The sequence below is a fragment of the Paraburkholderia fungorum genome, from assembly GCF_046026025.1.
In the GTDB taxonomy this organism is placed as follows: Bacteria; Pseudomonadota; Gammaproteobacteria; order Burkholderiales; family Burkholderiaceae; genus Paraburkholderia; species Paraburkholderia fungorum_E.
Window position 1 is genome coordinate 6646 of record NZ_JAQQFL010000020.1, and the last position, 24260, is coordinate 30905.

The 24260-nt window shown below is 62.2% G+C and carries 9 protein-coding genes; 3 read left to right on the forward strand and 6 right to left on the reverse strand.

Going from position 1 to position 24260, the window contains the following annotated elements; genetic code table 11:
- Window positions 1-52: 52 nt before the first annotated feature.
- The 4 genes from PQR67_RS21530 to PQR67_RS21545 form a co-directional block, all read right to left on the reverse strand.
- Complete coding sequence (locus PQR67_RS21530; RefSeq protein ID WP_408463674.1) at window positions 53-12712, reverse strand: filamentous hemagglutinin family protein; 12660 nt, start codon at window positions 12710-12712, stop codon at window positions 53-55.
- A gap of 253 nt (window positions 12713-12965) precedes the next feature.
- Window positions 12966-15197, reverse strand: a complete 2232-nt coding sequence (locus PQR67_RS21535) for a tetratricopeptide repeat protein (RefSeq protein ID WP_408463677.1) — start codon at window positions 15195-15197, stop codon at window positions 12966-12968.
- Window positions 15198-15201: 4 nt separating this feature from the next.
- Window positions 15202-17427 (reverse strand): tetratricopeptide repeat protein, encoded by a 2226-nt coding sequence (locus tag PQR67_RS21540; protein WP_408463680.1) that lies wholly within the window; start codon window positions 17425-17427, stop codon window positions 15202-15204.
- Window positions 17417-19702 (reverse strand): tetratricopeptide repeat protein, encoded by a 2286-nt coding sequence (locus PQR67_RS21545; RefSeq protein ID WP_408463683.1) that lies wholly within the window; start codon window positions 19700-19702, stop codon window positions 17417-17419. The genes PQR67_RS21540 and PQR67_RS21545 overlap by 11 nt, the downstream gene beginning before the upstream one ends.
- A gap of 377 nt (window positions 19703-20079) precedes the next feature.
- Here PQR67_RS21545 and gspI point away from each other — a divergent pair, with 377 nt between their 5' ends.
- Both gspI and PQR67_RS21555 read left to right on the forward strand, forming a co-directional pair.
- A complete protein-coding gene (gene gspI, locus PQR67_RS21550; protein ID WP_408463686.1) occupies window positions 20080-20487 on the forward strand; it encodes a type II secretion system minor pseudopilin GspI in 408 nt (135 codons plus the stop codon).
- Complete coding sequence (locus tag PQR67_RS21555) at window positions 20487-21164, forward strand: PulJ/GspJ family protein (RefSeq protein ID WP_408463689.1); 678 nt, start codon at window positions 20487-20489, stop codon at window positions 21162-21164. Before gspI ends, PQR67_RS21555 begins: the two co-directional genes overlap by 1 nt.
- On the opposite strand, the gene PQR67_RS21560 is transcribed toward PQR67_RS21555, so the two are convergent.
- On the reverse strand, window positions 21139-21750 hold the full coding sequence (locus PQR67_RS21560; RefSeq protein ID WP_408463692.1) for a TetR/AcrR family transcriptional regulator: 612 nt from the start codon (window positions 21748-21750) through the stop codon (window positions 21139-21141). The genes PQR67_RS21555 and PQR67_RS21560 overlap by 26 nt on opposite strands.
- A 44-nt stretch (window positions 21751-21794) precedes the next feature.
- A complete protein-coding gene (locus PQR67_RS21565; protein ID WP_408463694.1) occupies window positions 21795-22103 on the reverse strand; it encodes a type II toxin-antitoxin system Phd/YefM family antitoxin in 309 nt (102 codons plus the stop codon).
- Window positions 22104-22555: 452 nt separating this feature from the next.
- Here PQR67_RS21565 and PQR67_RS21570 point away from each other — a divergent pair, with 452 nt between their 5' ends.
- A complete protein-coding gene (locus PQR67_RS21570) occupies window positions 22556-24247 on the forward strand; it encodes a phospholipase D-like domain-containing protein (RefSeq protein ID WP_408463697.1) in 1692 nt (563 codons plus the stop codon).
- The last annotated feature ends 13 nt before the right edge of the window (window positions 24248-24260 follow it).

The following is a 24260-nucleotide window of genomic DNA, read 5'->3' on the forward strand; positions in this document are numbered from 1 at the left end:
GGCTTCCGTCGTTCGTGCCCTCTGTCTCGCCGCACGCCACCGCAATAGCCATCTATTTATTGCCCCCCGGCTTCCGTTTCTTCTTCGAGTCATCCGAGTCGTCCGAGTCCAGGGAATTCGAGTTATCACCGAAGCCCTCCACTTCCACTGATATCACCCAGCGTCGCCCCGCCCCACCGGACGCATTGTTCCTCGCAAGATCCTGTGCCATCTGGTTCGCCGCCGATGCAGTCGAACTCGCCGACGTCAATACGCCGGCATTGACCGACTGGCCCACCGGCACACCGATGGATGTCCCTTGCACCTGAATGTTGTCCGCGTTGACAACATGCAGCGCCGCGATGTTCAGATTGCCCGACACGCGAATGCCTGCGTCACCGGCATCGACCGTGCCGCGTGGCGCGACCAGTGTGGCGTCGCCCACCGGCACACCCGGTATGGTTTGCAGCGTGGCGATACCCGCGCCGGTCACCTCGCCTCGTGCGTCCACCGTGCAGTAGTGATTCGGGTCGCACACATAGTTCGGCGGCGGCACATCGGCCACCGATTTGGAGCCCTTGCCTGCATTGATGTCGCCGTTCGAACTCCAGATGGTCATGTTGCCACCCTGCTCGGTGAAAATCCGGCTTTGGGCAAGGAGAATACTTTCGTCGGTGAAGATATTGACGTCGCCTTTTTCAAGCGTCAGGATGCCCTGCGTGCCGGGACCGGCAAGTACCTGCCCCTTGCTATTGACGATGGACGGCGGGGCCGACACGCTGCCCACCAATGCCTCACCTCCTGGCCCAAGGATCGTTACATTGCCGCCCTGCTGCGTCTGGATGGTCGTGCTGCGAATGTCCAGATTGCCGGTCTTCACGAGCGTGTTCGCCCCGTTGGCGCCTCCGCCGAGATTGTTCGCCGTGTAGCCGAGCGACGCCGGAAACAGCGTGTTGATCGCCTGGTAGCCGCGCGCATACTGCTGGTAGAACCGGCTCGCCGGGTTGTTGTAGTCGTTGCCGACGTCCGTCAGGATTTTGAAGAACACCTGCTCGACGAACTGCTGCTGGACATACGACGGCAACGCCTTGAACTGCGCCCATGCTTCGCTGCCCGTGAGTCCGCTCACGCTCTGGAGCGCGGCCTGCTTGTCTTTTGTGAGTCCGGTATCAACCGCAAGCCCCGCGTCATACTGTTGCATGAACGCGATCCCGGTGGCCCCAAGGCCCTCGATGTTGCTGACGTTCGCGCTCGCAGGATCGATGTAGGCCGAGATAAACCGCGCAATGTCGATGCCCGGGCCGACGCCGAACAATACCTGTACGTTCGCGCTTTCGTGCGGAAGGTTCGGATTGTTAGCGTTGCCAACTGCTTCGATACCGGTTGGATTCGGGGTAAATCCGTCGTTTCTGCCCGATGCAATAAAGGCTTGCTGCTGATTAGATAACGGCCCAATGTTCCGGCCCGCTTCGACGTCGAAAGTACCAGGGCCACCGAGCACCAGGCTCGGGAGGACCGACCTGGATGTAGGCAGCGGCGTGTCGTAGATATCACGCCCCGCGACAATCCGGGTGAAGTCGGACGACCGCAGATTTTGCCCCAGAAACGCCAGATTCACGATGTCCTGGCCGGCTTGGATCAGTGCGGGTTTGTCGATTACGACGCTCACATTCTGGTCGTAGAATCCTGCGTTTGTCGCTCCGACTGGCTCCAACACGCCATCAACGATGCTGCCGTTCACGCTGTAGATATGGGCCAGTTGGTTATCGTCGGCGTGCAGCGGAGTCTGTGCGTGATCCGCGCTGCTTTTACTCGTCAGACCAGGCACTGACGCCAACTGATTGGCGGACGCCATCTGATTGGCCGGCGACGGCATCAGCGACGGATCGATGTCGAGCATGCCAAATACCGCTGGCAAGCCAGCCACGAACCCAATCTGATTCGACACGTTGATAGACTGGTCGGCGAGCAGATTCAGGTTGCCGGTGGCGGACGGAAATAGTTCGCCGCCCGACGCGATCGTGATGCTGCCGGAAAACGCGGTCAGCCCAATCGATGCGGGCAACACCTGCGACTCGTCGGATCCGCCATTCCCGCCGCCGATCAGCGACTGCCCCGATATCGAGGAGCCCAGCGTACCGAACTTGACGTCGCCGGTAGTGGACGCGACGTTGACCGCCGAGTTCGGTGAGTAGCTCTGGAAATCCGCGTGCTGGCTATAAGAGCCAATGACATAGTCCACGTACGACGGATTGTAGACGCCACCAATATCGGCGCCTTGCCGCGCGGACACGTCGAGCGTGCCGTCCTGTGTCGCCAGCAGCGTTGAAACCGGAGCGATGGGCACGTTGACGGGGCGTCCGGTCCCAACGTTGTTCGCGCTGAATTGCGTATAGACAGCCCCATCGGATGCGATCGCGCCGCCAGCCTTGATGGTGCCCGTGCCTTTCGCAACAAAGTAGTCACCGCTCAGAATGTTGCCACCTGCCGTCACGATCAGATTCCCGCCACCCACTGTGACGGGTACGTTACTGCTGTTCAAATACCATGTGGTGGGCAGCGATACAGCGAGATCGGTAATGTTGCCCCCCGATCTCACGGAGACATTTCCGCCTACGCTCATCACGCCCTGGCCGAAGGCGCCAAAGTCGATTGACGTCTGATTAATCTGCGTGAAATTGGAGCCGCCGGTCTGGCTATTCTGCGTTACCGTCGGGCTGCCCGTAATTTGCATCCATTGCCACCAGAATTGACTGATGTTCGCACCCACCACCCCAGTGACTGAGCCGGTCGCATCAGTCGCGTTTTCGATGCCGGTGATATCGCCCTGAGCATGAATGGAAATGTCGCCAGCAGAGTCGGGGTTGACCGTGGGACTGACCAGTATGTCCGGGAGAGCTTGTGAAGTATTTCCCTTCACAATCGTTGCTGTGCTGCCTACCGTCGTTCCTGCCGTCGGTGCACCTGCTGTGTAAATGACCCCGGGCGCAGTCGAGTCGAGCAATGCGATATTGTTGCCCGCAGCGATATCGATCGAACCGGTGCCGGTGCGGATCATCGTTGGAGCGAGCAGCGCCACGTTGTTCGTATCAACATAGGCGAAATGGCCGTCGAGCGTCACGTCGCCGCCGCCACTAGCTGTGTTGAACATCGAGACCGCCTGCACTGAAAGCGGATTGGCGCTGGCGAGATTCGAACCGGACACCACCCAGAACGATGAGCTGGACCCAACGTTTAACGACGCTGTAGCAAGTGGCAACCCGTTGCTGGACGTTGCAACCGGCGACGGGGTGTTGTCGGTCGGTACGGATCCGACAGTCACAGTCGAAGGTGTAATCAGCGCCGTGAGTACAACTGGAGGCGGTTGCAGTGGCACCGCCTGATACGGCAAGAAAGTATTAAAAAAACCCGTTTTGGGATCCCGTTGCCCCCCCCACAGATTCATCTGCGTCGTATACGTGTTGTATTGGGAAAGGTAGCGCAAGTAAGCTGTGGGGTCCGCCAGCTCCTGGGCAGCGGTCGGGACACTTGGTGCAAGGGGTTGGCCTGACACCGGGGTCAAGCCGGAATGATCGGTTCCTCCCAAAAGGATTTTACCGTTCCAAAATTGCTGGGCCGGGTCATGCGTTCCGGCGATAATCGTTACATTGTCCAAATATATCTTGTACAGCCCGTAATACTGCGCAATTGCCGCGCTATCCCCCCCTACGAATGCCGGGTTGCTAGCAAGCGCCGGCGCGACTAGATGTCCACCGTAGTACGTATTGTTTTGCTGCGCATAGCTCCCGTATCCCCCGATGTTGTCATAAAACTCATGATGTTCTGCCGATGCACTTGAAGGCGTTGGCGGTACGATTGTAATCGTCGACAACGGCGGCGCCGTTGGATTCACAATCTGAAAGAACCCATCCGTCAAACTCGCATCCACCTGCACATCGTGCACAGCCCGGAATGTAATATCCGGCGCTTGCCCATTGAAGCGGAACGCGAGATTCGTCGGCGACGCACCCGCGCCCAGATTCCAGTTCGTCAACACGGAGATATCGCCGTTGTTGATCGCCGTACTCGGGTTGTCGAGTTCGATGCCCGGCACCACATGGAAGTTCGCCACATTCGTCGTAGCGAATTGCGCCGCGACACCCGTCAGGCCGTTCTCGACGAAGCTCATCAAGGTGCCAGGCACTGCCGCGTTGGCATCGCCGTTCACGTACCCATAGAAACTCTGGTGATCGGCATTGGCCGTCGTCGGTGTGAAGAAGTCGTTTGCCAGGTAGGTTTTCAGTTGCTGCGCGCTCGTCGGCGCAGCGAGCACGTTGCCGCTCTGATCCTTCCACGTCCCTGCAACCATGCCCGGTTGCCCGTTGCCCGCGACGCTATCTCCATACCATCCTGCCGGATCGACGATGCCGTCGAAATGCTTCGCGCCTGTACTCGGATCGGTCGTGCTCCATACCGCGTACGCTTCCAGATTGACGCTGCGCGCATCCTTGATCTGCACGCCCGGTGCCAGCGTCACGTTCACGCCGCCGTTGTCCAGCAACGGTGCACGGAAGCTCACGGTGCCGCCTGACAGCCCACCTGCCGTACCGCCCGTGACATCGATCACCGCGTTGTTGCCCAGCTTGATCACACCGGAATTCGCCGCGGAAATATTCTCATAGCCGTAAGTCGGGTTCACCGTCACTGTGCTGCCCGGCGTGCCGGTCGTGTCGATGACAATGGTGCCGCCGCGCTGGGCCGCGCTCGAACCGGTCGCAATGAGCGAACCCTCGACATCCACACCGCTTTTGCCGTACAGGCCGATCTGCCCACCGGCAACACCCGCAGCATTGACCGTGCCGAGAATCTGCACATTGCCGTTGTTCGGATCTTGTCCCCCTGCACCGCCGTCCGCAGTCAACGCCACCTGATGTGCGGTCAGCGTATTCCCCGCCGACAAGGTCAGATTTCCCGCCCCCGCCTGCACCAAAATCGCGCTATTCACACCGCTCGACGCCAGCGTGTGCGCAAGATTGTCGAGATTCACCGCGCCGCCGGTGTCGAGCGAAAACGATCCGCCCGCGAAACCTGTCGCCGCGCCGCCCTTTAGCGTACCGTTCAGATTGACCGCCTGTTGCGGCGCCGACAAGGTCAGACTGCCCGCAGCTCCGCCACCACTCGCGCCTGAGAAGTCGAGCGTGGAACCACTCAGCACGTTCACCGATCCAGTATCGGCCGTCAGCGTGATCGCTCCGGCGGGCGCGTATTCGGTGACATCGAAGAACGCTTTCGGGACACCCGCTGAACTGACGGTCGCGCTGCTGCCAATAGTCAGATCACCGGTGGTCGCTTCGAGACTCACGTTGCCGGCAGGCGCGGCAATCTTCGCGTTATCGTTGAGCGTGCCGCCGACGAAGCTCCACGCGCCGCCCATCGACGTGTTCGTCAACGCCGTGCCCGCCGCGCTATTGATTGTCAGCGCCCCGCTCGTCTTCAAGGTAGACGCCGAACCGGTAGCCGCCAGATAAACCGGTGCATTGAGCGTGACCGGCAGCGCGCCAAAATCGAACGTGCCGGTGTTCTGCCCGACGATGCCACCGGTCGCGTTCATCGTCACGTTGCCGAATCCGGACACGGTCTTGTTGCCCGTACCGAGGTCGATTTCCTTCGCGTTGACGGTTAGCGTGCCGCCGCCGCTCACACCGCTCGGAACCGGCGCGCCCGCTTCATTCGTGAACGCGACGGTCGTTCCATTAAGCGTGACCGAGCCGCCATTGCTATTGAACGTGCCCGCGCTCAGATCGACGTTATTGCCGAACGTCGCGTTGATATCGCCGACAAAGTTCATCGCACCCAGGCTGCGCAGCGTCAGTTGCTGTGCATTGGCGAGTTGCGCGAGGCCGGCCGCGCCGATCACGAAGCCGGGCAGGTTCGCGGCGGCGGCGCCCGTTGCGTTGGTGAACGTGATGGCGGAACCCGCAGCCGTGATTGCCTTGCCAGACAGTTGCGCGGTCGGGTCGACTTTCAGATTGCCCGACGAATCGAGCGTCAACGACTGCCCGCCCGAGAGCGTCGCGCCGGCGCCGACGCTCAACACTCCGGTGCCCGAGGTATCGAGCCGCGAGACCATCACGGACGCGCCGTTCGAGACACGCAGCAGCGCTCCGTCGCCGGAAATCGCAGCGGCGCCTGTCGTGCTGTTGGCAAGCTGGCCGATCGTGATCGGCACATCTTTCGCCGCCGGATAGTTGCCGCTCGCTGCAATCACACTGCCCGCGTCCACGCGCAAACCGTTCACCGCGTTCGGGTCGGTGCCGGTCGGGTCGGTCTTCGTCACCAGCAATACTTCCGGTCCCTGCAAGGCACTCGACGCGTTGTTCGACACCACCACGCTGTCGGCAATCGGCGTGATCGTGATGCCACTGCTGGTCTGGGTCCGCGTGCCGCCGATCAGCAAACTGCCCGCATTCAGCGAATCGAGATCGCTCGCGCCGATCTGCAGATAACCGGACAACGCCGGGGCGCCGTTACCGGTGATCTGAATGTCCTTCGACGCGATGTCGACTTCGGCAGGCGCACCGCCCGTGCCGGCCGCCGTGTTCAACGTCGCGCCGAGCGTCAGTCCGCTGATTGCGGCAAGCGCCAGGCGGCCGCCGTCCACCGGCAGCAGTGGCGTTACTGTGCTGGCACCCGCATTCGCCGCGAGAGTCGGGAAGAACGCATTGGCGCCGCTCAGCGTGTACTGCGAATACTGCTGCCACACCTTGCCCGATTGCACGTCGAACAGAAGCGGCGTGGCGCTGCGCGCGCCGCTGAGCGCATCGACGGAATAGCCCGCCACCATCGCCGTGCCGTCGGGAAGAACCTGCGCGGCGTTCGGCGTGACAGCCCCACTCGCGCTCGCCAGTGTTACCCGATAGGCGCCCGGCAGGGTGGCGTATTTGCCGGGCAGCAGCGTGTACACTCCCGCCGCCAGTCCCGGCACACCCGACAGATAAACGGATTGACCCACCGTGCTGTTAAGCGCCGCCTGACCGACACCCGCGCTGAGCGTTGTGGTGCTCACCGTGCCGTTCGCATTCGTCAACGGTTGCAGGCTTTGTGCAAACATCGGATCGTACGCGGCGACTGGCGACTGCGGGCCTGGCAGGATCGCGTAGACATTGCCGGCGTTGGCGTTCACCGGCAAAGCAACACCGCTCGCCGTGCTTGCGTAGCTCACGTTGTATTGCGACAGCACATCCCGGCTGCCGCCGGTACCCGGCACCCATTCGGCCGCTTGCAGGTCGCCCCCGCCAGAGAGGTCGATCGACGCGCCTGAGTTGAGCGCAACTTTGCTGCCGTTCACGCCGATGAACTTAGTAGGTGGCGCGCTCAGATCGGGCGCCGCGCTGCGGCTTGCGACTGGATTGAACTGCCACTCCACACCGTCGACCGTCGTGCCGAACGGAATGATCGTACCGTCGTTGGAAACCGAGGTTACGCTGCCGTTGCCGAGCGTAACCGAGTCCGTCGCCACCAGCGGAAGACCGTTGAACTGCGCAACCGTCGTCGTGTTAGTCGGGTCACCGACGCCGAACACCAGCGAGCCCGAAGGCGCGCGCACCGTCCCCGATTGCACGATCTGGTTGGCGTCGACAACGAGGCTGCCGCCCGCCGACAACGGTATGCCGGACGTGCCGTTGGAGAGGAACGTAATTGTGGTCGGCGCCGGTTTGCCGGTGGATGGATTGTTGGGCCCCACCGCGTCGATAATGAACGTGCTGCCCGTGGACGGATAAAGATCCGCCGCTTTGAAGGTCAGGTTGCCGGCGGTGTACAGTTCGCCGGCTTGAAGCGCGTTCGGCGAACCGCTTGCGTTACTCGCATTGGTCGAACTCATGCGGATATCGCCGCTGCTCGTGAAATTGGCCTGCCCGAAGTTGTTGAGTTGGAACTGGTTTTTCAGATCAATGAACGACGCGTTGACGTTGAGCGTACAGTCCGCGAGTGCCGTGACGGGAGTCAGATTCGTTTGGCTGGCCGTCCCGGTTAAGGATGCGCCGATCGACACATAGGGCGCGTCGATCGTGACCGTCGGTGCGCCGATTGTCTGGGTGCCTTTGGCAAGCACCGACGCAAGCGTCGAGCGCCTGGTCGAATCGGACGAGACGAGTGTAGCGAGTTGATCGCTGCTCAGCGCCACGATCTGCCCCGATGCGATCGATATGGCACGGCCCAGACTCATATCCACATTGCCAACGAATGCGACCGGTACGGGTGCGGCCGCACTGCTTGAACTGCCCAGCGCCAGCGTCGAAATCCCCGATCCATCCAGACGATCCACGGAGAACTGCAGCACGCCGCCTGGCGTCCCGGCGAACGTCTGCCCTGCAGCCAGACCGGTCGGCACGAGCGTGCCGCCTTGTTGAAGCGCTATCAGCGACGCGCCTGGCGCCGTGAATTTAGCGCCGCCACCAGGCTGGCTGGCGTTGCTGATCGGCAACTGTTGCGCAAGCAAGGTCAGCGTGCCGCCCTGCCCCTGCGCCGCCCCCGGCTGCGCCTGCAACGTGCCGTCGAAGTACAACGCACTCGATCCTGCCAGCGTGATCGAGCCCGCATCGCTCCAGACGCTCTGCGGCGCGTACCCACCCGACGCCTGCGGTTCATCGAAGACCGCCGAGGCACCCGACACGTTGATGGTCGACCCTGCCTGCGCAACAATCGCACCGGAGTCGTTCGAGATGTTCACGATGCCACCCGCCAGCACCTTGCCCGTGGTCGGCACTTCCGTTGCAAGTCCGATCTTCACCGGTGCGGCAAGCGGATTGGTCAAGGCGACGCCGGACACGTCGAGCAGCGCATTCGCACCCAGCCATACGGATTTGGTCGGCGACGTGTCATTGCCGTTGGTGAGCTGGCCGCTCTGTGCGAATGGTGAGGCAACCAAACTATCGCCGCTCAGCGTAATCGTCCCGCCCGGGGCAATGATCGATCCGAGCACCGTGACCTGTGCAGGCGAACCCAGACCGACACTCGCGCCGGCGTCGGCATGGATCGACGCGCCCTCGCCAATCGTGACCCCACCGGTCACGCCGGCGTACGAGGGAATCTGGCCAACCGAGCCGGTCGCACCGTTCCCCGTCCACGCGAGATAGTCTCCCCCTGTCATCACAAGACTCGTGGCCTGACGGTGGTAGGCGTCAATGACACCGGCCGAGACGAGGCCCGCCGCCGACAGGTCGGTGCCCGTCACTGCTCTTTGCAACGCAACGCTGTCTGGAATCAGGTTCTGCTGCGTCAGGGATACCGTCGTCCCTGGCGCGACCGTCGCGTCGTAGAGCGCGTTCAGCACATACTTGCCGAAGCCTTGTTGCGCGAAGAAACTGGCTGGCAGCACGAGATCCCATGCAGGTGCCGATGCGGCGTTGCCGCCAATCTGAAAACCCGGCGCCTGCAGCGTCAACGTGCCGCCGCCCGCGAAACCCGCGCTTCTTATGGTGCCGTCCAGCACGATCCGCCCCGCGCCGGGCTGGCTGCCTGGCAGTACGTACCCTCCGTCGCCTGTGTCGCCGTACGGAAACCAGCCGTTGGGGGTCGCATACGTGATCAGCGACACGTTGCCCGCAGTACCTTTCGCAATACCATTCTGCATCAGCATCTGGCCGCTGGACAGCATCTCGCCGCCGCTCGACACGTCCAGAACGCTACCATGTTGAAGGTCGATCGATCCCGTCGTATCCGAAACACTGGCGTTCGAACCCCCGCTATTCCGGGAAGAACTCGATTCGAGCGTCGACAGCGAGATGCTCCCGCCATTGATGAATTGACTACCGCCCTGCACGGTGCCAGACGCGGCCTGCGTGTCATTGTTGACCCACTGACCCGCCGCGCTGATCAACGCGTCCGGTCCCACAACGATGTTGCCGTTGGCCGTAATCGCAATAGTGCCGGAGGGAGCAATAAGGTCGCCGAGAATGTTCACGACACCAGGCGCGGGGCTATTCAGTGTGATCGCGCCACCCGGCTGCACCTTCAGCTGCGCTCCGCTTGCAACCACGATTCCTTTGCCCGCGGATTTGTCTTCGGTAATGCTGACCTTTGAAAAACCACCATTGTTTAGCGTATCGACCGGCACCACCATAGTGGCGAGCACGTTGTTCGGATCGGTACTCGACAATGCCGCGAGCGCGGTCGGATTGAGCGGCGTGTCATTGGTGAAACCGGGCGTCAACGTGTTTAACGACGGCGCACTGTTCTGCAGAATGATCGTGCCCGATTCGCCGCCAACCGAAGTGGGCAACGCGCCATCGGTTGCCTGTGCGCCGACGACACCCAGCGTAAACGTACCGCCGATCGGCTGCGCATTGCCTTGAACCTGCTTCGAGCCACCGAACGCCTGCGCGCTGATATCGCCGTCGAGCACCATGGCGTTCGAGGCAAAAATATTCAATGTGCCCGCATTGCCGCCGACGATGTAGTCCGCCTGATACGCCCCGCCGGTGAGCAGCGGATTGCTCCAGGTATTCGTGACGCCCCAGCGCGGATGACGCTCGACGAACTGCCCCGCGACGCCCACGTACGTATCCAACGGATTCGCCTGACCGATCGGCACGATCACGCCGTTCGCATCCACAAGCCGCGTGGTATTGACGATTCCCCCGTCGTAATGAATATAGCCGCCGTTCAGATTGAGCGACGAGCCCGCCGCCGTCATCACCTCGGCGCCGGCGAGGTTGATCGTGCCTCCATTCGTCAGCAACTGATCGACCGAGCGGGGAATCAGGCTCACGTAGCCGGCCAGATTCAGGATCGGACTGCCGACCCATTGCAGCCCGTCGGCATTGGTGCCGGACAGTGTGCTGTCGAACACCACGTTTTTCAAACCGAACAGGAAGCTGTTGCGCAGCAAGGGCGAATCGGCCAGCTCGTTCTGACCGATTCGCGGCACGGTGACCAGCGTGGACGAGATTGGCAACTCGACGTTCGCAAGACCCGAGACGTCGATGGTCGCGCCCGTGTCGAGATAGATGCGGCCGGGCACCGACGTATCACCGGGGGGCGTCACGTAGCCGGCCGCCTTGGGTGTGAGCGCCGTGACCGACACCGTGGAGCCTGGCGCTTCAATCAGCGAACCGGACTGGAACCAGATCGACCCGGCGGTCATGCCGATGCTGCCAGGCGTGAAGGTGGTGCCCGGACTGGAGGTCGCTGTCGCGCCATCGGTGTCAGGCAGGACCGTGGTGACCGAACCGTTACCGAAGATGAGTTGGCCTGCGCGGCTCGTATCACCGCCGTTGCTGTTCTTCAATTGCACAAGTGCGGTGCCCGGGTAGGCCGTGCCGGTAGGCGTGTTCGCGGCGTACTCGTCGACGGTCGAAATGGTGATGCTTCCCGGCTGGCTGACGCTCGTCGTCGTTCCCACCACCCCATTCTGCGCGACGCTGCTGCCAAGCAACGTGACATTACCGCGCGCCGCCTGCACGATACCCGTGTTCACCAGGCTGCCGGCCGGCGTGACGTCGACCGAATTGCCGTTGGTGGTCGGCACCCGCAGCGCGCCGGTCAATTCAGGCAGCAGCACCTGTGGGTTGGCCGGGTTCGGCGTCAACCCCACGCCGACGCCTGCCGCGAGTATCACCTGGCCGCCCGTCGCCGTGATGCTGCCGGCGTTGGTCACATTAGGCGCCGCCACCAGCACGAAGCCGCCGTCGCTCGCCGTGCCGTTCGCTGCTGTCGAAATCGACGCGCCAGGTGCGATCATCACGGCGCCTGGCGTTTGATACTGGCTCGCGCTGGGATCGATAACCGTATTGCCGAGCCCCAATACTTCGTTCGGGCTTTGACTGCCGCTTGCCTGCGGGTTGGTTCGCCCCGCTTCCAGCCCAGCCAGGCCGCCCGATTGCTGCAGAAACAACACGTTGCTCTGAGCGATATCGGCAGGCGTCTGAATCAGGTGGTTGTTCGCGTTCAGAAAATCCAGCGACGACGCCACCAGCGAATGCACGTTGACCTGCGAGCCCGCGCCGAACAGGATGCCGTTGCGGTTGATCACATACACCGAGCCTTGCGCTTTCACGTTGCCGAGAATCTGGCTCGGCGCGCCGCTCGGATCGTTAATGCGGTTCAGCACGACCCAGTTGTTCGCACCGTTGGTTTGCGCGCCGCCCGACTGGTTGAAATTGAGCGTGGTCTGCTTACCGACGTTCATGGTCTGCCACGTCAGCACCGCGTTCTGGCCGGTCTGCTGAATGTCGACATTGACATGCCCGCTGCTGTCGACGCTTTGCTGCGGCCCGTATGCGTTGATCCACAGCACCGGGTTGCTGGTATTGGTGTTCTGACTGATCAGGTTGCCGTTGCCGTCCTTCGCGAAGCTCACACCGGGCGCGACCTGCAATCCGCCGGCCGTCAGACCGTTCGGCACATTGGCGGCAGTGCCGGCCGCCGCGGCCGCCTGCTGCGCGGCGACTTGCGCGGCGATCACAGACGCGGCGCGGCCCAGGTTCTGAATCGACGGCTTGCTGGCCTGCAGCGCCTGCTGCGGTGACACGCCCAGGTTCGGCACGCCCGCACCAGCCGCGCCGGCGCTACCGCCTGCGGCCATGCGTGCGCCGACTTGCCCCAGATTCACCATTCCCGCTGCATGCGCATTCGCTGCCGCGCCGGCTGCAATCATCAGCGCTACGGCCTGGCAAATCGGCCGCAGAGCGATTCGCGATGCTTCGCGCGTGCGTGATGAACGTGAACGATGATTGGGCACGCTAGCTTTCATTGTCTATCCCTGAGCACTCTTGACTTGACGACCGTCAGCACAGCGCCAGGCTCGGCGCTAGTCCCCGAAACGGTCCCCCCGTATGCGACACGCACGGCCGCATTGATCCACGGGAGCATAGGGATGCCGCGTGGCAGCGATATTTACGATGATCAGGACAATTGACAATGGGTTAAAGGTACGTACCTTCTGTCACTTTGCGTTAATCCGGGCGCGGCCCGCTCAAGCCCATATCAGTGACGGGGTTCGCGCCTTACGACGCGCATCGGCTCGCGAGTTCGCGTGCAACACGCGTGACTACCTCAGCCCAATCACCTGGTTTGCGTTGACGAAAAAGCCGTGCCTGCGGATACCACGGACTGTCTTCCCGTTCGAGCAACCAGCGCCAATCGGGCACGCCAGGCAGCAAAACCCAGAACGGTTTGCCGAGCGCGCCGGCCAGATGAATGACCGACGTATCGACCGAGATCACCAGGTCGAGCGCATTCACCAGGGCAGCCGTATCCGAAAAGTCCTTCAGATCGGTGCCGAAATGAATCAGGCCGCTGTCTTCCAGTGTCTGCGCGTCGCGCTCACGCACGAACTGATGCAAGCTGAAGAAGCTTGCATGTTGCGTATAAATCGACGCCAGCGTCTCCAGCGGCAACGAACGGTTCTGGTCGTTGTTATGCGCCGGATTACCCGACCACGCGAGTCCGATTCTGAGCGTTCCGGGTCGCGCTGCGGCGTCGACCTTGTCGGTCCATATGCGGCTGCGGGTTGCGTCGGCATGCAGGTAAGGCGTCGTGGCGGCGGGTATGGTTTCGAGTTGCGTGCCGAGTGCAAATGGCACGCTTAGCAGCGGGCATTGCAGATCGAACGGCGGCAGCGGATCACCGCTTGCAAGCACTTCGCCCGGACCGTGCAGCGATTCCATCAGTAGCTTTAAAGCACCAGGCACCTCAAGGATGACGCGGGCACCCCGTTCGGCAACCAGACTTGCGTAGCGGCAAAACTGCAGCGTATCGCCATAACCCTGTTCGGCATGCAGCAGCACCGTCTTTCCCTCGACGGACGCGGCGCCGCTCCAGAGCGGTTGCCGCTCATGACGCCGATGCCGCGCAATCGCCGGATCGCGCCAGCGATTTTCGTGCTGCCGCCAGCCTGCTGCGAATTCGCCGGTCAGCAGCAGGCAGAATGCTTCGGCCGCCTCTGCCACGACCAGCGCGGGATCCAGTTCCTGTGCACGCCGATAGCATGCAATGGCCTCGGCGTGACGCTGCAACTGCTGCAACGCGGAGCCACGCATATACCATGCATGCCCCGTGTCGGGGGATGGCAAGAGCGCCTGTTCGTAGCTGTCGAGCGCGTCGTCATGGCGTCCCAGTTGCTGCAGGACGTTGCCACGGCTCCAGCAGAGTTCAGCGCTCGGCCCGGCGGCGGCAAGCGCCCGATCGTAGCTTTCCAGCGCATCGGCATGACGCTCCATCAGATGCAGCGCGACGCCGCGATTGCTGCTTGCGGCGTCGAGCCCCGGCGCGCGCGCAAGCGCGCCGTCGAAGGCAACCAGCGCATCGGCATGCCGTTTCATGCCTTCGAGTGCGTTACCGCGGCCAAGCCACGCAAGCGCATGATCCGGCTCCAGCGCCAGCAGGCGATCACAGCGCGCGAGCAATGCGTCGTAGCGATGCAGATTGTCGAGCACCACACAGCCGTTATAGAGCGCGGCAACGTCATGTGGATTCGCTTCGAGTATCTCGTCGTAGCACGCGAGCGCATCTTCTTCCCGGCCCTGCAACTGAAGTACGCCGCCGCACGCGAGCAATACTTCGGGCGTCCTTGGGCGAATCACGAGCGCGGAGCGATAAGCCTGCAATGCGCGTTCGTATTGTCCAAGGTCGCGCCACGCGTGCGCGCTGTTCAGATGCGTGGCGTATTCATCCGGCGTCAACGCCAGTGCGCGGTCATAGCTGATCAACGCGTCAGCCGGCCGGTTCAACGCGCGCAGCACATTGCCACGATTGCTCCACGCCTCCGGCAACGCGCTCGACACGGCAAGCGCCGCGTCATACGCGCTCAACGCTTCCCGGTACTGCTGAAGCGCCAGCCGCACATTGCCCAGCGCTACCAGCGCCGGCGCAAGCCGTGGTTCGAGCCGCAGCGCGCGATCGAGCACCGCCAGCGCCTCGTCGTTGCGGCCAAGCCGCACCAGTACCGCGCCGTGATTGCCCAAGGCCCATCCGTAACCGAGCCCCAGACTGAGCGAACGCGCAATCAACGGCTCGGCCGCCTCCGCCTCGCCATTGTGCAAATGCGCGACGCCTAGCAAATGCAACGCGTAAGCGTTCGCGGGATCGATCGCCAGCACGGCGCGATACCCGAGTTGAGCTTCCTCCAGTTGCCCACGTTCGTGCTGGCTCCGTGCGAACTGCAGCATCTGGTCGATCACCGGTTGTCCCGGTGTCGCGGCGGGTGACGCTAACGGTTCCGCGTGTTTGAATACCATCGGTTCACCCGTGCGGTGATGCGTTACCCGCCACCACGGATCGCAGCGCTTCGCTCACACGCGACAGCACGCTGCCCCACTTGCCCGGCTCGGACTGCCGGAACAACCGCGTATGCGGATACCACGGACTGTCGTCGCGATCGAAAAGCCAGCGCCAATCGGGCCAGTGCGGCAGCAATACCCAGCACGGCTTACCGAGCGCGCCAGCCAGATGGGCGACCGACGTATCCACGCTCAGCACCACATCCGTTAGTTCGATGAGCGCCGCGGTATCGGAAAAGTCGCGCACCTCGTCGCCGAAGTACGCAACGCCGAGCGAATCGAGCACCGCCCGGTCATCGTCACGCAGCGGCTTTTGCAGACTGACCCACTCGTACGCATCGGTGAGCACGGGCCGCAACTGTTCAAGCGCGATCGAGCGATTGTGGTCGTCCAGATGCTTCGGGTTGCCAGCCCACACAATGCCAATCCGCGGACGGCGCGTGGTGCCGAGTCGTGCACGCCACTTGTCGACGAGCACCGGATCGGCCTGCAAATACGAGGGACTCGACGGAATCGTGTCGAGCTCCGTATGAAAAGCGCGCGGCAAGCTGAGCAACGGACAGTGCAGATCGAAAATCGGCAGCGCATCGTCTTGCGCGACCAGTTCGTCGACACCGTCGAGCCCGCGAAGCAACGACTTCAATGCCGGTTGGACTTCGAGAATGACATGCGCGCCCAGCGCTTTCACGAGCGGCGCATAGCGGCAAAACTGCAACGTGTCGCCGAATCCCTGTTCCGCATGAAGCAGAATCCGCTGACCGGCAAGCGATTGTGTGCCGTCCCAAGTGGGATGCGCGAAGTCGCGTTTCTGCGAGCCGACCTGTGGTTCACGCCAGCGCCATTCATATTCCGGCCAGCCGCGCGCAAAATCGCCGGTGATCAGATACACAAAGGCCTGTGAAAAATGGGTATCGACGTCGTCAGGGTCGATTTCGAGCACCCGTTCGAACGCTTCCAATGCTTCACCGTGGCGCTTCATCACCCGTAGGGTGTTGCCACGCTGAAACACGACCATCCGTTCGCGAGGCGCAAGCGCCACGGCCCGATCATGGGCGACCAGCGAGTCTTCATACCGCAATAACCGATGCAACACGATCGCGTAACTGGACCACGCCGGGCCATACTCCGAGTCCAGTGCAAGCGCGCGTTCGCTGCTCTGCAATGCGTCGTCGATTCGGCGAAGCTGACACAGCACACGCGTGCGGTTGCATAGCGTCTCGATCGAGTTCGGCTCGATCAGCAGCGCGGCGTCATAGCTCGCCAGCGCCGCGTCGAACTGCAACAGCTTCTGCTGCGCATTGCCACGATTGGCGAGCGCTAGCGCATGGTCCGGTTGCCGCACAAGCACTCGCTCACAGCGGACTATCGCTTCGTCGTAACGTCTCAAGCGCTCCAGCACAACCGAACTGTTGTACAAGGCGTCGATGTAATCGGGTTGCCAGGCGATCGACTCGTTGAGACCGGCCAGCGCCTCGGGCAACCTGCCGAGATCCGTCAACACCATGCCGCGCAGGAACAGCAAACGCGCGTTGCCAGGCGAGATCCTCAGGGCGCGCTCGCACTGTTCGAGCGCCGCTTCGCTGCGTCCCATTCGCCTGAGCACGTCGGCGCAGTACCCCAGCACCTCCGGCGACGCCGGTTGCACTGCCCGCGCCCGCTCGAACGATGCTAACGCCTCCGGCAGTTGTCCCAACGAAAGCGCGACCGCGCCGTGACGGCACAGCGCATCGACCAGCGTCGGCGCGACCTCCAGCACATGGTTCCACGCCGATAGCGCCTCCTCAAGCCGTGTCATTTCCTCCAGCAGACTCGCGCGCTGAGCAAGCGCACGCAGATGAGCAGGATTGAGTGTCATGGCCTCGGTCAAACAGTCCAGCGCCTCGTCACGACGCCCGAGACTCGTCAGCACAGAAGCGCGATTCGCCAACGCCAATGCGGTGGGCGCAAGATCAATGGCACGCCTGAACGACACGTCGGCTTCCTCGATCCTGTTCTGCTGGAATTGCAGAACGCCGAGACCGTGCCACGCCTTCGCATGATCCGGTGCGTCGGCTAGCACGACGCGATAGCCGCTCTCCGCCTCCGCGAAACTCCCGAGTTCGTGAGCGGCATGCGCGGCGCTGAAAAGGTCCTGTGTGGCCGAATGAAGCGCGCCGACCGGCGGATTCGTCTCCACGTCAGCGCCCATGGCGCAGGCCTGCGATATCGCCGATCGCTCGCGACGTTTCTTCGAGCAGCGCGTGGGTGACAGACTCGACTGCCGAGGCCCAGTCACCCACTTTGCTTTGGCGGAACAGGCGCGCCGTCGGATACCACGGACTGTCGGTTCTACCGCTCATCCAGCGCCAGTCGGAAGGCTCCGGCAACAGCAGCCATACCGGCCGGCCCAACGCACCCACCAGATGCGCGACACCGGTATCGACCGCGATGACGAGATTGAGGCCGCTCACCAGCGCGGCCGTATCGGAGAAGTCGCGGATCTCGTTGGCCAGGTTGCGCAAGGGCAGCGCGGCGAGTTCGGCTTTGTCGTCATCTCGCACGATCTTTTGCAGACTGATCCAGTCGACGTCCGGCACTGCCTTCACGAGCGGCGCCAGGCTCGCCAGCCGGATCGAGCGATTCCGGTCGTTCAGATGCTGGGGATTGCCGGACCACACGACACCTACACGTAACCGGCGATCATCACCCAGCAGGTGCCGCCACTTCTCCACCATCTGGGGATCGGCGGAAAGATAAGGCGTGTTCGCCGGCAGCGTGGTCAGATCGGTACCGAGCGCCAACGGCACGCTGAGCAGCGGGCAATGGAAATCGTACGGCGGCAAAGGCTCGCCTTTGGAGAAAATCTGCGAGGGGCCGCGCAATGACGGCATCAGCAAGCGCAATGCCGGTTGCACCTCAAGCAAAACCTTCGCACCACGTGCCGCGATCGGCTCGACGAAGCGCACGAACTGCAACGTGTCGCCGAAACCTTGCTCCGCGTGCAGCAGAATGGTTTTGCCGTTCAAGTCCTCGGCGCCCGACCAGCGCGGCGCGCTCAGATCATGGCGTGCGTCCTTCGACGCCGGGTCGCGCCAGCGCCATTCATACTCGGGCCAGCCGCGCTCGAAGTCGCCCTGGCGCAAATAGACGAACGCACGCGCGCCATGTACGTCGAAGTGTTCCGGTTCGATTGCAAGCGCCCGTTCGTAGGCTTCCAGTGCTTCTTCGGGTTTGGCTACGTTCAGCAATACGTTGCCGCGGTTCAGCCATGCAATCGTCGAACGCGGGTCGATCTCCAGCATGCGTTCGTTGGCCGCCAATGCTTCGTCGAATCGATGCAGATCCTGCAGCACGTTGCCGCGATTGCCCCACGCCGCCGCGAATGACGGATCGACGGCAAGAACCCGGTCGAGGTCGGCAAGCGCCTCGTCATAACGGCCCAGGTGACGCAGCGCCGTGCTGCGGTTGCATAGCACACTGGTGGATTGCGGATCGAGCGGGAGCGCGGCGTCGTAGTCGGCCAGCGCCGCCGTGTAGTCCTTCAATGCAAGCCGCGCGTTTGCGCGGGTCGCCAGTGCTCTCGCGTGTTGCGGTTGCAGCGCAAGCACGCGATCGCATCGCGCCACGACTTCCTGAACGTGACCCAGGTGTTCGAGCGCCACCGCACTGTTGTAGAGCGCATCGATGAGATCCGGCTGTCCGGCGACCGCTTCATTGAAACTCGCCAACGCCTCCCGCGCACGGCCCATGTCGATCAGCAACATGCCACGCATGTTCAGAATCGCCGGGTGATTAGGCGCGATCTCCAGTGCGCGGTCATATGCGCCCAGCGCTTCGGCATGCCGGCCTAGCAGCTTGAGCACGTTGCCGCGATTGGCATGCGATTCGAAGGAACGGGGATCGACCGTCAAGGCTGCCGCATAAGTATCCAGCGCCTCCTGATAGCGGCCAAGCACTCGCAATGCGCTACCGCGATTGCACAACGCATCGAGCGTCATCGGTGCGACGGCGAGCGTCTGGTCGTAGGCTGCCACGGCCTGTTCGTAACGCCCCGCTTCGATCAGCGTATTGCCACGGCGCACCAGCGCATGCAGATTGCGCGGATCGAGCTTGAGGGCCGCGTCGAAACATGCCAGGGCTTCGTCGACCTTGCCGCCGCTCGCGAGGACAGAGCCGAGATTGGAGAGCGCCAGCGGTTGCGGCATGAGCTGCGTCGAGCGCCGCAGCAGCGCCAGCGCGAGTTCGAGTTGCCCCTGCTGGGCGTGAAGCACGCCATACAGATGCAACGCTTCGCCATCGTCCGGCTGGTCGGCCAGCAATGCCTCGTAGGCCCGTTTCGCTTCGTCCAGACGGCCGGCTTCATGCAAATGCGTCGCCTGCACGAGCGTCATGCGCGGTTCGGCATAGCCGGCCTGCGCCCCTTCGTGAATCCGCGCGCTTGCCGACGCCGGCTGGCTGACCACGCCTTGCTGTCCGTTCTGCATTGTTTGCCTCGTTATCGCGGTGGGTCCCGGGAATGTCCGTTACGGCCTGGCGCAGCAGCGTTGTATGGCGATCAGAAAGATCCGCCATGCTCGACCCGCAGGGTCCTTGCTCGTCGACAGAGATTAGCCGAGCTCGCATAACGGGCGTATGACGCAAGGTACGAACACCTTGGGTGTCGCGATTCGTATAGGCCACGCATTGTTCAGTACATTTCGACACGTACCCGGCACATCTCGCGGCTACATTCGAGATGTCCTGGCGCGGGGAGACCAATCCGTTGCGATCACAAAAGCAAACGCCTGGACATACTCCGAAACACGCCTGCTTTTCAGCGCGACGCATTGCAGCAGCATGAATTGATCCAACGACCTGACCTATGGCCCGACTACGCGACGCGGCAGTGAAACGAAGCGGCAGGCATGCGTCAGGTTTTACGCTAATCGAAGTGCTGATCGCGCTCGCGATCGTCGCCATCGCACTCGGCGCCACACTGCGGGCAATCGGTTCGTTGAGCAGCAACACCGAAGCCGCACGCACGCGGATGCTGGCGCTGTGGAGCGCGGACAACGCATTGAGTGAACTGTTGATCACGCGGCAATGGCCCGACGTGGGCCGTCGCGTTTTTGCGTGTCCACAAGGCGGGCAAGCGTTTATCTGCCGCGAGATCGTTTCGGCATCGGACAGTCCATCGATCAGGGCCGTGACGGTTGCGGTGTATCCGAACGGGTCGACCGACGCCGAACTCGCGGCCATGGCGACCGTGGTCCAGAATGAAACTCGCTAATGAAACACACCAGGCGAACCGGTCGTATCTGCCATCCAGGCTCTCGCACTGGACAGTCGGCTTTCACGCTCATCGAGATGCTGGTCGCGATTGCGCTGCTCGCCCTGGTGGCGGTTTTATGCTGGCGCGGTCTCGATGCCACGATCCGCACGCGCGAAGATGTCGTTTCGCACCTCAGCCGCACGCGCAATCTCGCGCGCTATTTCTCGCAGCTTCAATTCGATACGTTGAACATGGCCGCGCCGCAGGAAATCGGCGGTGCACCGTTGCGAATTCTGCCGAACGAACTGGTGATCGTGCGCCATCTCGGCATTGGCAACGGTCCGACACGGCTGCAAATCGTGCGCTACCAGCTCAAGAGTCGCCAGTTGATCCGCAGTGCATCGACCCCGCTCACCACGCTGACCGAAGTGAAAGACGCAGCCCTGCACATGGACGGATTCGCCGGGGTGGTCGCGTTAGACGATGTGCGCTCGATGAATGTCTTCGTCTGGATGGCGCCCGCGTGGACCGATCAGCAGCAAGTGATCACCGACGCCTACGCACGATTTCTCAGGCAATACGCGGTCGGGACGATCAGCACCATCGGCATGCCGTTGCCGCGCGGCATTCGTTTTTCGATCTCGACAGGCAGTCCGGCGGTGGGGTTTGTCAGAACGATGCCGCTCGCGCAGTAAGCGCCGCGCTGTGCTGCACGGCGATCAGTTGCCGTGCGATGTCCCACGCCATCATCGCCGAATCCGGACTCCCCGAAATCTGCGCCGTCACCGTCGCACCGTCCACCAGAATCAGCAACTGCGCCGCGAGCCGCGCCGCTACCTCCGGCTCGAACAGATCCGCGAGCAGTTCGCCCAGCAGCGCCGTGACGTGCAGCTTCTGGGCGGCGGACGCACGATGAATCGCATCGCCGTGATCGGGGAATTCCGAAGCGGCGTTAATGAACATGCAGCCGCAAAACGTCTCCTCCCTGAACCACGCCTCGTGCCAGAGAAACACCGCCTTGATTCGCTCCAGCGGCTGTTCGTACTTGTTCACATACGCGCGTAAGGACTCCGCCGCGCTTTCCTCGCGCTGCTTCAGGACCGCCAGCACGAGGTCGGACTTCGATGCGAAGTGGTTATAGAGCGTCATCTTCGCGACGCCCGATTCCATGATGATTCGATCGACGCCCACGGCGTGATACCCCTCCTTCGCAAACAACTCGGTCGCCTTGTCGATCAACCGTTGCCGCTTGCCCGAGGGCGTCTTTTGCGTCAGTGACATGCTTCGATGAGTAGAGACGATAAGATCGGGCGAGATTCCTGAATTCACTTCGCGCCCATCGCCTCGGCCATGGCCATGGCCAGATGGGACTCGGACAGTAAATGTACCGCATGGCCCATTTCACACGAGTGAATCTGCAAATCGACCTGCGCGATGCTGGTATTCATTTCGATGTCTTTCAGCTTGCCGATCAGCTCTGCCCATTGCTCGATGGATACGAGACACGCAACAGGCCTTTGATGCCGCATCACGATCAACGGCCGCGCGCACGCATCGCGCAAGGCCTTCGACGGATTCTTGCTTAGATCACGTGTGGTGATGGACAGTGCACCAAGTGTCGCCAGGTTTTCCATTTCAGCCCTCATCGCAATTGTCCGGCGGCAGCCGACGGATTGCGTCGTCTGCCGTGGTGCTTGCTGCTCTCTATGTTCTGATTGGTGTAGTTTTTTTTCGTCCGTTACCGGGTAAGGTTCAGTAACGAATTGAAACAACGCCGAGGCATTCTATACAGATGGGTCTGTTTAAGCGACAGGGAACTTTGAGATTTTCGTTGAAATATTTTTTGCAATTTGCTTTCTATAAGCCTTCAGTTTTTCAAGCTGCGTCAGGTCGAACACATAGTGGGAAACCGGTGTTCAAGCTGGCTTCCGGCATGTTTTTCACCCCTCGGTTGTACGAACAATTTTTCATCCAGATGCCATGAAAGTGGCGACCTGTCCCAGCGCGCATACCGCTGTCATGGCTGCGCCACATCATCACGTCACGCTGTGCATGAGTCGATCCGTCCTCGTCAGGGAGACATGCCATGCTGACCGCTTGCGCTGGAATCGTGTCGCAATCCGCCACCGTACCTTACACCGACGATAGCGACGCCGCGCCGGCTTCAACCGCCCAAACGCCCTCTGCGTTCGCGTCAATCGACATCGAGGCCGTGCTCGGCGCGCACGCCGATTCGTTCCGGCACGCAGGTGTGCTGTCCGTGCGCAGCGGTTTGCAATGGCCGGCATCCGGTGGTGCTGCCACGCGTGCCATCGTCGTGACGGTCACGGCGGACAAGTTGGCTGCGTTACAAGCCGGGTTGCCCAAACAGATCGGCGGCGTACCCGTCGATGTCCGCGCCGCCGACGCGATGGAATCGATGCAGGCACTTGACCCTTCACGATATTGCGCACTGGCTGACGCTCGTCACGAATTGCGGCAGCCCTATTTCGCGGACCAGGTATTCTTCGACAAACAGGGCAACCCGCTTGCGAGTCCGCCTGCACCGCTCCTCGCATTCGCCGGTGCCCGGGCGCACAAGGAAGAGATTCCGTACACGCCGGCACCCGGCGCGAGTCTCGATCCGGTGACCGGGCAGGTCACGCTGGTGCTGCATGCGAGTCCCGACGCAGGATGGGCTGAGTTGTCGCGTTTCATCGCCGGTGTTCGCGAAGACCTGGTGGTCGGTATGTACGACTTCACCTCCGCGCACATTCTCACCGCCGTCGAGGCCGCGCTTGCCGACGGCAAAAAGCTGACGCTGACGCTCGACCATCCCGCGAAGAATCCCACGGCCGATCAGACCGACGAGCAAACCCAAACCGAGCTTTCGACCAAACTCGGTGAGCGCTTCGCCGGCACCTGGGCTCTCACCAACGCCGACCCGAAGGCGCCCGTCTGGATCTATCCGAACGCGTATCACATCAAGGTCGCCGTGCGCGAAGACGATACCTTCTGGCTTTCCTCGGGCAACTGGAACAACAGCAATCAGCCGGAGATCGATCTATCGGACGTGGCAGCCGCACGCAAGCTCGCCGAGACGTCGGATCGCGACTGGCATGTGATCGTCACGAACAAGGCGTTGGCAGACACGTTCCGCGCATTCCTGCAGCACGACTATACGGTCTCTCACGATGCAATCACGCAGGCCAGGGAACAGCACATGGCTGTTCAGGGTGCTGGAGCCGCAGCGCTCGAGGTGCCGATCGAAGCGTTCGCGACCGGCCGGGCTCCGCACCAGTTCTTCGCACCGAAGACATTGACTGGGAGCGTGACGATACAGCCGCTACTCACACCCGATAACTATCAACCTCATGTTCTCGCGCTCATCGAGTCCACGCAGCAGCACTTTTACATGCAGACTCAATATATCCATCCGAGCGGACGCCCTGACGATGCAGAGCATGATGCGCTGATTGCGGCGCTAAAGGCACTGGTCGAACGCGATCTCGACGTGCGTCTGATCACCAGTCAGTTTCAGAATGACGCATGGGTCGAGAAGCTGGTCGCGGCGGGCGTGCCCTCGTCCGTCCTGCGCCGGCAGGCGAACGTCCACAATAAGGGCATCGTCGTCGATGGCAATGTCGTTCTGGTCAGCAGTCAGAACTGGTCGGCGGACGGCACGCTGCGCAATCGCGACGCGGGCCTGATCATTCACAGTGCGCAAGCCGCGGCCTATTTCGAGCAGATTTTCCTGCACGACTGGAATTATCTGGCTTCGCCGGTGGTGGCGAGTTAAGGGGCCTTGCAGA